Annotated in this window: 10 protein-coding genes; 4 read left to right on the top strand and 6 right to left on the bottom strand. The window is 61.1% G+C overall.

Annotation, left to right across the window (positions count from 1 at the left end; all coding sequences use genetic code 11):
* Positions 1-168: 168 nt before the first annotated feature.
* The 6 genes from era to lptF all read right to left on the bottom strand — a co-directional run bounded on the left by era (position 169) and on the right by lptF (position 6,944).
* Complete coding sequence (gene era, locus K3819_RS05145) at positions 169-1,071, bottom strand: GTPase Era (protein ID WP_039769512.1); 903 nt, start codon at positions 1,069-1,071, stop codon at positions 169-171.
* On the bottom strand, positions 1,064-1,753 hold the full coding sequence (rnc, locus tag K3819_RS05140) for a ribonuclease III (protein ID WP_011332589.1): 690 nt from the start codon (positions 1,751-1,753) through the stop codon (positions 1,064-1,066). The genes era and rnc overlap by 8 nt, the downstream gene beginning before the upstream one ends.
* A 182-nt stretch (positions 1,754-1,935) precedes the next feature.
* On the bottom strand, positions 1,936-2,790 hold the full coding sequence (gene lepB, locus K3819_RS05135) for a signal peptidase I (protein ID WP_064382430.1): 855 nt from the start codon (positions 2,788-2,790) through the stop codon (positions 1,936-1,938).
* 9 nt (positions 2,791-2,799) lie between these two features.
* On the bottom strand, positions 2,800-4,596 hold the full coding sequence (gene lepA, locus K3819_RS05130; protein WP_039769508.1) for a translation elongation factor 4: 1,797 nt from the start codon (positions 4,594-4,596) through the stop codon (positions 2,800-2,802).
* A 172-nt stretch (positions 4,597-4,768) separates the two neighbouring features.
* Positions 4,769-5,830: an LPS export ABC transporter permease LptG gene (gene lptG / locus K3819_RS05125; RefSeq protein WP_007957365.1), complete on the bottom strand. Its 1,062-nt coding sequence runs from the start codon at positions 5,828-5,830 to the stop codon at positions 4,769-4,771.
* Complete coding sequence (gene lptF, locus K3819_RS05120; protein WP_064593584.1) at positions 5,823-6,944, bottom strand: LPS export ABC transporter permease LptF; 1,122 nt, start codon at positions 6,942-6,944, stop codon at positions 5,823-5,825. The genes lptG and lptF overlap by 8 nt, the downstream gene beginning before the upstream one ends.
* Positions 6,945-7,251: 307 nt before the next feature.
* On the opposite strand from lptF, the gene K3819_RS05115 reads away from it, so the two are divergent.
* The 4 genes from K3819_RS05115 to K3819_RS05100 all read left to right on the top strand — a co-directional run bounded on the left by K3819_RS05115 (position 7,252) and on the right by K3819_RS05100 (position 12,678).
* Positions 7,252-8,742: a leucyl aminopeptidase gene (locus K3819_RS05115; protein ID WP_221398762.1), complete on the top strand. Its 1,491-nt coding sequence runs from the start codon at positions 7,252-7,254 to the stop codon at positions 8,740-8,742.
* Between the two features lie 60 nt (positions 8,743-8,802).
* Entirely contained in the window at positions 8,803-9,231 is a 429-nt protein-coding gene (locus K3819_RS05110; protein ID WP_064593578.1) for a DNA polymerase III subunit chi, read from the top strand.
* A gap of 8 nt (positions 9,232-9,239) precedes the next feature.
* On the top strand, positions 9,240-9,632 hold the full coding sequence (locus K3819_RS05105; protein WP_221398761.1) for a DNA polymerase III subunit chi: 393 nt from the start codon (positions 9,240-9,242) through the stop codon (positions 9,630-9,632).
* Between the two features lie 199 nt (positions 9,633-9,831).
* A complete protein-coding gene (locus K3819_RS05100) occupies positions 9,832-12,678 on the top strand; it encodes a valine--tRNA ligase (protein ID WP_221398760.1) in 2,847 nt (948 codons plus the stop codon).
* The last annotated feature ends 76 nt before the right edge of the window (positions 12,679-12,754 follow it).

The following is a 12,754-nucleotide window of genomic DNA, read 5'->3' as shown; positions in this document are numbered from 1 at the left end:
GAGTTCTCGATGACGAAACGCAGTTTTACACACAAACCCAAAACTAATGTGGGAGCGGGCTTGCTCGCGAAAGCGGTAAGTCAGTCAAAACATATGTCGACTGATACGGCGCATTCGCGAGCAAACCCGCTCCCACAGGGGGGTCTCTGGTGCAGCAGAAAACCGGTGTTACAGGTCGCCGTAACCCAGCGAACGCAGCGCACGCTCGTCATCGGACCAGCCGCCCTTCACCTTGACCCACAGGTTGAGCATGATCTTGGAGTCGAACAGCAGCTCCATGTCCTTGCGCGCCTCGGTGCCGATGCGCTTGATGCGCTCGCCCTTGTCGCCAATGATGATTTTCTTCTGGCCGTCGCGCTCGACGAGGATCAGCGCATGGATGTGCAGCGTCGCCCCCTGCTGCTTGAACTCTTCTATTTCCACAGTGATCTGGTACGGCAGCTCGGCGCCGAGCTGGCGCATGATCTTCTCGCGCACCAGTTCGGCGGCGAGGAAGCGGCTGCTGCGGTCGGTGATCTGGTCTTCCGGGAAGAAGTGATCGTTCTCCGGCAGATGGTCGGCGATGACCTTTTCCAGGGCGTCGAGGTTGTGCCCGTGTTGCGCCGAGATCGGAATGATCTGCGCGTTCGGCAGCTGTTCCTGCAACCACGAAAGGTGCGGCATCAGCTCGGCCTTGTCTTCGATGCGGTCGGTCTTGTTCAGTGCGACGATCAGCGGGCCGGTCACGTACTGCACGCGCTCGAGCACCATCTGGTCTTCTTCGGTCCACTTGGTGCGGTCGACCACGAAGATCACCACGTCGACGTCTTTCAACGCCGCCGAAGCGGTCTTGTTCATGTAGCGGTTCAGGGCTTTTTCGCCACCCTTGTGCATGCCGGGGGTGTCGACGTAGATCGCCTGCACATCGCCCTCGGTCTTGATCCCGAGCATGTTGTGGCGAGTGGTCTGCGGCTTGCGCGAGGTGATCGCCAGCTTCTGGCCGAGGATGTGGTTCAGCAGCGTGGACTTGCCCACGTTGGGACGGCCGACGATGGCAACATAGCCACAGCGCGTTGCGTTTGTATCAGTCATTGCCATTCTCCACACCCAGGGCAATCAGTGCTGCGGCGGCCGCTACCTGTTCGGCAATGCGACGGCTCACACCCTGACCCCGGCTTTTTTCATTCAATAGGACAACTTCGCACTCGACGAAGAAGGTACGGCAGTGCGGCTCGCCCTGGATATCCACCACTTCATAACGCGGCAGTTCGCAGCCGCGCGATTGCAGGAATTCCTGCAGGCGGGTCTTCGGATCCTTGTTGGTGTCGACCAGCGTCAAGCCTTCGAACTCGCCGGCCAGCCAGGCCAGTACGCGCTCGCGGGCGACTTCCATGCCGGCGTCGAGGTAGATCGCACCGATCAGTGCTTCCAGGGCGTCGGCCAGAATCGACTCGCGACGGAAACCGCCGCTCTTCAACTCGCCGGAACCCAGACGCAGGTAATCGCCCAGATCGAAACCGCGGGCCAGTACCGCCAGCGTCTCACCTTTTACCAGCCGTGCGCGCAAACGCGACAACTGGCCTTCGCGCGCCAGCGGGAAACGGTCGAACAAGGCTTCGCCGGCAACAAAATTGAGGATCGCATCGCCGAGGAATTCCAAACGCTCGTTATTGCGTCCGGCAAAGCTGCGGTGCGTAAGGGCCAGGACCATCAGTTCCTGGTCCTTGAAGGTGTAACCGAGCTGACGCTCGAGACGGCTTAGAGAAACGCTCACGGTTTACCCACGCTGAGTTCGTGGCTGGATTCCACTGCCATCGCCGGGATACGGCGCAGGCCTGGGACAATTAACGCTGTGTTCAAAAATGACGTCCTGAATATCGTGGCTTCATGCCCCGGAGCCGGTTGTGCCGACGCCAGAAATGCATTCGGCGCTGTGGTCAACAGCGCCGTGTTTGTTTACTTGATCAGGCCGACCCGCGAGAAGTTCGGCAGGTGGCTGAGTTTCGGTTCCGGCCAGCTCATCCAGACCGCGAAGGCCTTGCCGACGATGTTCTGGTCGGGAACCATGCCCAGCAGATCCTTGGGAATGTTCGGATCATCCCAGTAGCGACTGTCGTTCGAATTGTCGCGGTTGTCGCCCATCATGAAGTAGTGCCCGGCCGGCACGGTCCAGGTATGGTCCGGCGTGGCGCGGTAGCGGCTCATTTCCTTGCGGATCAGGTGCTCGGCGGCGCCGAGTTTTTCCTTGTAGAGTTCCGCGCTGCCCAGCGTACCCGGCTCGGAGCCGACCAGTTGTTCGGCAATCGACTCGCCGTTGACGAACAGACGCTTGTCGGCGGTGTACCGCACGGTGTCGCCCGGCAGGCCGACCACACGCTTGATGTAGTTGACGTTCGGGTCGCTCGGGTAGCGGAACACCATCACATCGCCGCGCTGCGGGTCACCGACTTCGATGATCTTCTTGTCGATCACCGGCAAACGGATCCCGTAGGAAAACTTGTTCACCAGAATGAAGTCGCCAACGTCCAGGGTCGGTTTCATCGAGCCGGACGGAATCTGGAACGGCTCCACCAGAAACGAACGCAGCACCAGCACGATGAACAGCACCGGGAAGAACGACTTGCCATATTCGACCAGCAGCGGTTCCTTGTTCAGCTTCTCGACCACCACCACATCAGGCTGGCTGACGCTGCCCTGATAGGAGGCGATGGCGGCACGCCGACGCGGTGCCAGGATCAACAGATCGAGCAACGCCAACAGACCGCAGACGAACACGGCAATGACCAGCAACAGCGGGAAATTTAGTGACATAGGACCTGACTATTCCAACCTGAGCACGGCGAGGAAGGCTTCTTGTGGAATTTCCACGTTGCCGACCTGTTTCATGCGTTTCTTACCGGCCTTCTGCTTCTCAAGCAGTTTTTTCTTACGGCTGACGTCGCCGCCGTAGCACTTGGCCAATACGTTCTTTCTGAGTGCCTTGACGGTTGTCCGGGCGACGATCTGACCGCCAATGGCAGCCTGGATGGCCACGTCGAACATCTGACGAGGAATCAGTTCTTTCATCTTCTCGGTCAACTGGCGACCTTTGAAGTGCGAATTGTCACGGTGCACGATCAGCGCCAGAGCGTCGACCTTGTCGCCGTTGATCAGCACGTCCAGTTTCACCAGATTAGCCGATTGGTAACGATCGAAATGGTAGTCCAGCGAAGCATAGCCGCGGCTGGTGGATTTCAGACGATCGAAGAAGTCCAGGACTACTTCGTTCATCGGAAGGTCGTAGGTCACTTGCACCTGATTGCCGAGGAACAGCATGTCGACCTGCACACCGCGCTTCTCGATGCACAGAGTGATGACGTTGCCCAGATGCTCCTGCGGTACCAGGATGTTGGCGCGCACGATCGGCTCGCGCATGTCTTCGATCGACGAGACGTCCGGCAGCTTCGACGGGTTGTCGACGTAAATCGTTTCACCGGTTTTCAGCACCAGTTCGAAGATTACCGTCGGCGCCGTGGTGATCAGGTCCAGGTCGTATTCGCGCTCCAGGCGCTCCTGGATGATTTCCATGTGCAGCATGCCGAGGAAGCCGCAACGGAAGCCGAAGCCCAGCGCGTCGGAGCTTTCCGGCGTGTATTGCAGCGACGAGTCGTTCAGGGTCAGTTTCTGCAGCGCTTCGCGAAAGTCCTCGAAGTCGTCGGAACTGACCGGGAACAGACCGGCGTAAACCTGCGGCTGGATGCGTTTGAAACCTGGCAGCACCGGAACGTCCGGGGTGGAGCTCAGGGTCAGGGTGTCACCGACCGGTGCACCGTGAATGTCCTTGATGCTGGCGATGATGAAACCCACTTCGCCGGCCTTCAGGTCAGCGGTGGCGGTGTGTTTCGGGTTGAACACACCCACGCTGTCGACCAGATGCACCTTGCCGGTGGACTTGACGAGAATCTTGTCGCCCTTCTTCACGCGGCCATGACGCACGCGCACCAGGGAGACAACACCCAGGTAGTTGTCGAACCAGGAGTCGATGATCAACGCTTGCAGCGGATCTTCGATATTGCCGGTTGGCGCAGGAATGGTGGCGACCAGACGCTCGAGCACTTCGTCGACACCCAGGCCGGTCTTGGCGCTGCAGGTGACGGCGTCGGTGGCGTCGATGCCGATGATCTTCTCGATCTCGTCCTTGACGCGGTCAGGCTCGGCCTGTGGCAGGTCGATCTTGTTCAGGACCGGCATGACCTCGAGGCCCTGCTCGATGGCGGTGTAGCAGTTGGCCACGGACTGGGCTTCAACGCCCTGCCCCGCATCGACCACCAGCAACGCACCTTCACAGGCCGCCAGGGAACGGCTGACTTCGTAGGTGAAGTCGACGTGGCCCGGGGTGTCAATGAAGTTCAGCTGGTAGGTGACGCCGTCTTTGGCCTTGTAATAGAGGGTAACGCTGTGGGCCTTGATGGTGATCCCGCGTTCGCGCTCCAGATCCATGGAATCCAGTACCTGGGCTTCCATTTCACGCTCGGCCAGGCCACCGCACATCTGGATGAAACGGTCAGCCAGCGTCGACTTGCCATGGTCAATGTGGGCGATGATGGAGAAATTGCGGATATGACTCAAATCACTCACGGATCAACACTCAAAAAGGCTGCAGGCTTGGCCCGCCGAAAAATAGCCGGGAATTGTACCTGATACACGGCGCAAGCGTCACGTTCGCCTGTCACCCGGATTGCATGCAAAAACGCCCCGGTCTGGCGACCGAGGCGTTTTCAAGGCTAAAGCGTGGGTGAAACCTTGTTCATCAACCGGCTCGGCGCAACAGCCAGACACCTGCCAGCGCACACACGCCGGCCGGCACCAGCACCGCGAACAGCGGCGAGAAACCGAATACCAGGCTGGATGGACCCAGCAGATCCTGAACGATGCGGAAGGTGAAACCCACCAGCACGCCCGTAAACACCCGCTGACCGAGGGTCACCGAACGCAACGGACCGAAGATGAAGGAAATCGCCATCAGCACCAGCGCGGCGGTCACCAGCGGCTGCAACACTTTGACCCAAAATGCCAGCCAGTAACGACCATTGCTCAGGCCCTGATCGGCCAGATAGTGGATGTAACCCCACAGGCCGGTGATCGACAGCGACTCCGGCGCCATCACCACGGTGCTCAGCAGTTGCGGGCTCAGGGAGACATCCCAGCGCTCGACCGGCGTATTGACCACTTCGGTGCTGCGCTCGTGGAATTTGGTGGTGGTCACGTCGGTGAGCTGCCAGTGATCGGTGTCGAACTCGGCGCGCTTGGCGAAGCTCGAGCTCAGCAGATGGCGCTCCTTGTCGAAGTGATAGCGGGTCACGCCGTACAGACGACCGTTGGGTTGCACGGAGTTGATGTGAATGAACTCCTCGCCCTGACGGTGCCACATGCCATGCTTGGCGCTCTGCGCGTCGCCGCTGCCTTGCGCCAGCGAGCGGTTGGCCTGAGCCATGCTTTCGGTGGCCGGTGCCACGTACTCGCCGATCAGCACGCCGGCCAGCATCAGCACCAGCATTGGCTTCATCACCGCCCAGACGATGCGCCCGATGGACACACCGGCGGCGCGCATCACGGTCAGCTCACTGCTGCTCGCCAGACTGCCGAGGCCGATCAGGCAGCCGATCAGCGCCGCCATCGGCAGCATGTCGTACATACGCCGCGGCGCGGTCAGGAGCACGAAGCTCAGGACGTCGACCAGGGTGTAGGTGTCACTGACATCGCCCATCTCGTCGATGAACGCAAACAAGGTGGCCAGGCCGAGAATGATCGCCAGCACCGCGATGATCGCCATGAACACGCTGCTGCCGATGTAGCGGTCGAGTTTAACCACGGGCCACCTCCAGCGCTGCGCTGCGACGGCTGGCCAGCTTCAGGCGCAGAGGCTCCCAGTACAACAGACCGAGGCCGATGACCAGGAAGATCGCGTGCACCCACCACAAGCCGAGCGCCGGTGGAATCTTGCCTTTCTCGAGGGCGCCGCGGGCGGCAATCAGGATGGTCAGGTAAGCCATATAAAGAAGAATCGCCGGCAGCAGCTTGAGGAAACGCCCCTGACGCGGGTTGACCCGCGACAGCGGCACCGCCATCAGGGTCACGATGAACACCAGCAACGGCAGCGACAGGCGCCATTGCAGTTCGGTTTTCGAGCGAATGTCGTCGCTGCCCAGCAGGGACGAAGTCGGCATGGCGTCACGGTCGGTGACTTCCTCGCTGACATCCGGCTTGGGCAGCAGTACGCCGTAGGTTTCGTAGTGGATGGCGCGGTAGTTGGCCTGACCCGGGCTGCCGTCGTAGCGGTAGCCATTGTCGAGGATCAAGTAGCGGTTGCCGTCGGGACGCACTTCCTGACGGCCCTTTTCCGCCACCAGCACGGAAATCCCGCGATCTTTCTGGTTGGCGCCGAGGTTCTTCTGCGAGATGAACACGCTGCCAAGGTTGACCCGATCGTCGCTCAGGGTTTCGGTGTAGGTCACCCGCGTACCGTCGCGCAGGGCCTGGAAGCGGCCGGGCTCGAGGGTGTCGAATTCGGTCAGGGCGTCCTGTTTGTTCAGCAGCAGCTGGAACTGGTTGGCGCCTTGCGGGGCCAGGCTCAGGCTCAGCCACGCCACCACCAGTGCCACCAGGGTGGCCGGGAACAGGGTCATGCGAAACAGACGCTGCTGGCTCATGCCGGTGGCCGAGAGCACGGTCATCTCGCTTTCCAGGTACAACCGGCCGTACGCCAGCAGGATCCCGAGAAACAGGCCCAGTGGCAGGATCAGTTGCAGGAAGCCCGGCAGACGGAAGCCCATGATCAGGAACAGTGATCCCGGATCGAGCTGGCCCGCAGCGGCCTGGGCAAGGTATTTGATGAAGCGACCGCTCATGATGATGACCAGCAGCACGGCGCTTACCGCACTCAGGGTCAACAGGACTTCGCGGGACAGATAACGGAAGACGATCAAACCAGACACTCCAGGGTTGTCAGGCTAAGGCGGCCAAACAAGCAAACGTATCGACGGGCCCGCAAGGCAGAGCCGTCGAAAAAAGATGCGGCATTATCCTGTGATTGAGGGCGCCTGTCACTGCGCACACTCACGCAAGCATGCAATCCGTTGAAGATCGTACAACCGAGGGTTGTCAGGCGCGGTGAGCGAGGTTCAAACTGCCGCCTCTGTCGCAGGCACTGGCCTGCGCCTCTTCTCTCTATAAGCAGGCGACGGCGGACACGTCGAACGCCTGCGTGTTGACCATTCATTCAGGGATCCGGACATGGAACTGGTTGTAAAAAGCGTTAGCCCAGAAACGTTGAAAACCGCCACCCTGGTGGTTGCCGTCGGCGAAGGCCGCAAACTCAGCGTTGCCGCCAGGCAGGTCGACGAACTGAGCGGCGGCGCCATCAGCGCCGTGCTCAAGCGTGGCGACCTGGCCGGCAAGGTCGGCCAGAGCCTGTTGCTGCACAGCCTGCCGAACCTGAAAGCCGAACGTGTGCTGCTGGTCGGCGTGGGCAAGGATGAAGAACTGGGCGACCGTCCGTTCCGCAAGATCGTCGCCGGCATCCTCAACACGCTTAAAGGCCTGGGTGGCAGCGACGCCGTGCTGGCACTCGATGAAATCATCGTCAAGAACCGCGACAGCTACGGCAAGACCCGTCTGCTGGCCGAAACCCTGGTCGATGGCGAATACACCTTCGACCAGTTCAAGAGCCAGAAAGCCGAACCGCGCGCCCTGAAGAAAATCACCCTGCTGACCATCAAGGCCGCTCAGGCTGAAGTGCAACGCGCCGTGAACCACGCCACCGCGATCGCCAACGGCATGGCATTCACCCGTAACCTGGGCAACCTGCCGCCGAACATCTGCCACCCGACCTTCCTCGGCGAGCAAGCCAAGAACCTCGGCAAAGAGTTCAAGGATCTGAAAGTCGAAGTCCTCGACGAGAAGAAGATCAAGTCGCTGGGCATGGGTTCGTTCTACGCCGTCGGCCAGGGCAGCGCCCAGCCGCCGCGCCTGATCGTCATGCAATACAACGGCGGCAAGAAATCCGAGAAGCCGTACGCGCTGGTCGGTAAAGGCATCACCTTCGACACCGGCGGCATCAGCCTGAAGCCGGGCGCCGGCATGGACGAGATGAAGTACGACATGGGTGGCGCCGCCAGCGTGTTCGGTACCCTGCGCGCCGTGCTGGAACTGAAGCTGCCGATCAATCTGGTGTGCATCCTGGCCTGCGCCGAGAACATGCCGAGCGGCACCGCTTCGCGTCCGGGCGACATCGTCACCACCATGAGCGGCCAGACCGTGGAAATCCTCAACACCGACGCCGAAGGCCGTCTGGTGCTGTGCGACGCCCTGACCTACTCCGAGCGCTTCAAGCCGCAGGCGGTGATCGACATCGCCACCCTGACCGGTGCCTGCGTCGTTGCGCTGGGCGCCCACACGTCGGGCCTGCTGGGCAACAACGACGAACTGATCGAGCAACTGCTGAGCGCCGGCAAGGCTGCCGACGACCGCGCCTGGCAACTGCCGCTGTTCGATGAGTACCAGGAGCAACTGGACAGCCCGTTCGCCGACATCGCCAACATCGGCGGCCCGAAGGCCGGCACCATCACCGCTGCGTGCTTCCTGTCGCGCTTCACCAAAAACCTGAACTGGGCGCACCTGGACATCGCCGGCACCGCCTGGACCAGCGGCGGCAAGGACAAGGGCGCCACTGGCCGTCCGGTTCCGTTGCTGACTCAATACCTGCTGGATCGCGCCAAAGCCTGAAACCGATGAACCTGGGCGGCGCTGCCTTCGGGCGGCGCCGTTCAAGGCTCAGGAACCGCAATGACCAAAGTCGACTTTTATATCCTGCCCAGCGCCGATCCTTCGGCGCGTCTGGATTTTGCCTGCAAGCTCACTGACAAGGCTTGGCGCATGGGCCATCGCATCTACCTGCATTGCAGCGATGCCGCCCAGCGTGATGATCTCGATGCGCGACTGTGGGCGTTCAAGGGCGAAACCTTCGTGCCTCACGGCCCGGCTGAGAGCGAACCGGAAGGACTGATCGTGTTGGGACTGGGCGATGACTGCGGCCAGCACGCAGACTTGCTGGTCAACCTCGACCTGAAAGTCCCGGTTTTCGCCAACAAATTCGCCCGGGTGGCGGAGGTTGTGGTGGAAGATCCGGCGATTCGCACTGCGGCGCGGGAGAGTTTCCGTTTCTACCGCGAACAGGGCTATCCTCTGCAAGACCACCGTTTACAGCGACTCTGAGTACGCCGATGGACACTCCAAAACCGCTGCAAAAACCCGCACACCTGCTGGATGACCTCGAGTCGATCCGCCAGCTGCTCGGCGATGACAACCTGCAACCGCCGCTGTTGACCGACACGGTCGATGATGGCGAACAGGAACAGATTCCGATGTTGTTCGATTCGGTCGACAACACACCGCAAGCCGTCGAAGCGGCACCCGCGCCGACGCCTGCCCCGCAGCCTGCCGCTGCGCCTGTGGATAAAGGCCCCGACGCTATCCTGCACCTGGACAGCGAACTGCGCGCTGCTGCGCAATTGATCATGCAGGACGTGATCGACGATTTCGCGCCGCACATCGAAACCGAAATCAAACGTCGCCTCGAGGCGCGGATGGAACGGCTTCTCGGCCAGTACGAATAATTCCCTGATCTCCTGTGGGAGCTGCCCTGCCAGCGATAGCATCACCGCGCTTTTCCTGAAAAACCGCGGCGCCTGCATCGCTGGCAAGCCAGCTCCCACATTTAAGCCTCCACCCGGCCCGCCCCGCTCGCCCTGCGCCCCTTGCCCCGCTATACTTCCCGGCTTTTCCTGAATAAATGCCAATAGGGTCCCGCCGCGCATGGATAAGACCTACCAGCCGCACGCCATTGAAACTTCCTGGTACAACACCTGGGAGTCCGAGAACTACTTCGCCCCGCAAGGCGCGGGCGACTCCTACACCATCATGATCCCGCCGCCGAACGTCACCGGCAGCCTGCACATGGGTCACGGTTTCAACAACGCGATCATGGACGCCCTGATCCGTTTCCGCCGCATGCAGGGTCGCAACACCCTGTGGCAGCCGGGCACCGACCACGCCGGTATCGCCACGCAGATGCTGGTGGAGCGTCAACTCGAAGCCCAGGGCCAGAATCGCCACGATCTGGGCCGCGAAAAATTCCTCGAGAAAGTCTGGGAATGGAAGGATCAGTCCGGCGGCAACATCAGCCGTCAGATCCGCCGTCTCGGCTCGTCCGTGGACTGGAGCCGCGAGCGCTTCACCATGGACGACGGCCTCTCGGAAGCCGTTAAGGAAGCCTTCGTGCGCCTGCACGAAGACGGTCTGATCTATCGCGGCAAGCGTCTGGTCAACTGGGACACCAAACTGCACACGGCGATTTCCGACCTCGAAGTGGAAAACCACGACGAGAAAGGTTTCCTGTGGAATCTGAAATACCCGCTGGCCGACGGCGCGAAAACCGCTGAAGGCAACGATTTCCTGATTGTCGCGACCACCCGTCCGGAAACCATGCTCGGCGACTCCGCCGTCGCGGTGAACCCGAACGACGAGCGCTACAAAGCCCTGATCGGCAAATTTGTCGAGCTGCCGCTGGTCGGCCGCCGCATTCCGATCATCGCCGACGATTACTGCGATCCTGAATTCGGCACCGGCTGCGTGAAAATCACCCCGGCCCACGATTTCAACGACTACGAAGTCGGCAAGCGCCACAACCTGCCGCTGCTGAACATCTTCGACAAGAACGCCAACGTGCTGCCGGCAGCGCAGGTGTTCAACCTCGACGGCACGCTGAACGACAGCATCGACGGCAAGATTCCGGCCGAGTACGCCGGTCTCGAGCGTTTCGAAGCGCGCAAGCAGATCGTTGCCGCGTTCGACGCCGCCGGCCTGCTGGTCAGCGTCGACGACCACAACCTGAAAGTGCCGAAAGGCGACCGCTCCGGCACCGTGATCGAGCCGTGGCTGACCGACCAGTGGTACGTGTCCACCAAGCCGCTGGCCGAGCCTGCGATTGCTGCCGTTGAAGATGGTCGCATCCAGTTCGTGCCGAAGCAGTACGAAAACATGTACTTCTCGTGGATGCGCGACATCCAGGACTGGTGCATCAGCCGTCAGCTGTGGTGGGGCCACCGGATCCCGGCATGGTACGACGAGTCGGGCAAGGTCTACGTCGGTCGCGACGAAGCCGAAGTGCGCGCCAAGCACAACCTCGCTCCGGACGTTGCGCTGCAACAGGACAACGACGTTCTCGACACCTGGTTCAGTTCGGGCCTGTGGACCTTCTCCACCCTGGGCTGGCCGGAAAAGACCGAGTTCCTGAAGAAATTCCACTCCACCGACGTGCTGGTCACCGGTTTCGACATCATTTTCTTCTGGGTTGCCCGGATGATCATGCTGACGATGCACCTGATCAAGAACGAGGACGGTACGCCGCAGGTTCCGTTCAAGACCGTTTACGTGCACGGTCTGGTACGTGATGGCCAGGGTCAGAAGATGTCCAAGTCCAAGGGCAACGTCCTGGACCCGCTGGACATCATCGACGGTATCGAGCTCGAAACCCTGGTGCAGAAACGCACTTCCGGTCTGATGCAGCCGAAACTGGCGAAGAAGATCGAGAAGCAGACCCGCGACGAGTTCGCCGACGGCATCGCCAGCTACGGCACCGACGCCCTGCGCTTCACCTTCTGCTCGCTGGCGTCCACCGGTCGCGACATCAAGTTCGACATGGGCCGCGTCGAAGGCTATCGCAACTTCTGCAACAAGATCTGGAACGCCGCGCGTTATGTTCTGGACAAGGGCGAAGACTGCGGCCAGAACGGCGAAGCCTACGAGCTGTCGCTGGCGGATCGCTGGATCATCTCGCAACTGCAACGCACCGAAGCCGAAGTGACCCGTCAACTGGATCAGTTCCGTTTCGACCTGGCGGCGCAAGCCTTGTACGAGTTCATCTGGAACCAGTACTGCGACTGGTACCTGGAACTGTCCAAGCCAGTGCTGTGGGACGAAAACGCGCCGGTCGAGCGTCAGCGCGGTACCCGCCGCACGCTTGTTCGGGTACTGGAAGTGGCGCTGCGTCTGGCGCATCCGTTCATGCCGTTCATCACTGAAGAAATCTGGCAACGCATCGCGCCGCTGGCCGGCATTCAGGGCAAGACGATCATGCTGCAACCTTGGCCGGTGGCCAACGAAGAGCGCATCGATCCGGCGGCCGAAGACGACATCGAATGGCTCAAGGGCCTGATGCTCGGCACGCGTAACATCCGTGGCGAAATGAACATCGGCCCGGGCAAACCGCTGCCGATCTACCTGAAAAACGTCAGCGCTGAAGACCAGCGTCGCCTGACCGAGAACGAAGCGCTGCTGAAGAAGCTGGCGCGTCTGGAATCGATCACCGTTCTCGCCGCTGGCGAAGAAGCACCGTTGTCCGCCACCGCGCTGGTCGGCGAGATGGAAGTGCTGGTGCCGATGGCCGGTCTGATCGACAAGAACGCCGAGCTGGCGCGTCTGGACAAGGAAATCCTGCGTCTGCAGGGCGAAGTCCAGCGGGTTGGCGGCAAGCTGTCCAACGCCGGTTTCGTTGACAAGGCCCCGGCCGAAGTCATCGAGAAGGAGCGCGCCAAACTGGCCGAGGCTGAACAGGCCTTGGGCAAACTGGCCGAGCAGCACGCGCGGATTGCCAGCCTGTAACCGCGTATCGCACTGAAAAGGGAGGCCCGCACCGGCCTCCCTTTTTTGTGCCCGGCACTTTTCCGGCCAACAACAT

It is taken from the genome of Pseudomonas sp. 3-2 (assembly GCF_019710535.1).
Classification (GTDB): Bacteria; Pseudomonadota; Gammaproteobacteria; order Pseudomonadales; family Pseudomonadaceae; genus Aquipseudomonas; species Aquipseudomonas pharyngis.
The sequence above is the reverse complement of the archived record's forward strand: the minus strand, read 5'-3'. Positions and strand labels throughout refer to the sequence as shown.

Bases quoted from the DNA above. Each gene is read 5' to 3' on its own strand.
- K3819_RS05105 (WP_221398761.1), top strand. From the start codon at position 9,240: ATGGACACTCCAAAACCGCTGCAAAAACCCGCACACCTGCTGGATGAC.
- lepB (WP_064382430.1), bottom strand. From the start codon at position 2,790: ATGTCACTAAATTTCCCGCTGTTGCTGGTCATTGCCGTGTTCGTCTGC.
- era (WP_039769512.1), bottom strand. From the start codon at position 1,071: ATGACTGATACAAACGCAACGCGCTGTGGCTATGTTGCCATCGTCGGC.
- K3819_RS05100 (WP_221398760.1), top strand. From the start codon at position 9,832: ATGGATAAGACCTACCAGCCGCACGCCATTGAAACTTCCTGGTACAAC.
- K3819_RS05110 (WP_064593578.1), top strand. From the start codon at position 8,803: ATGACCAAAGTCGACTTTTATATCCTGCCCAGCGCCGATCCTTCGGCG.
- K3819_RS05115 (WP_221398762.1), top strand. From the start codon at position 7,252: ATGGAACTGGTTGTAAAAAGCGTTAGCCCAGAAACGTTGAAAACCGCC.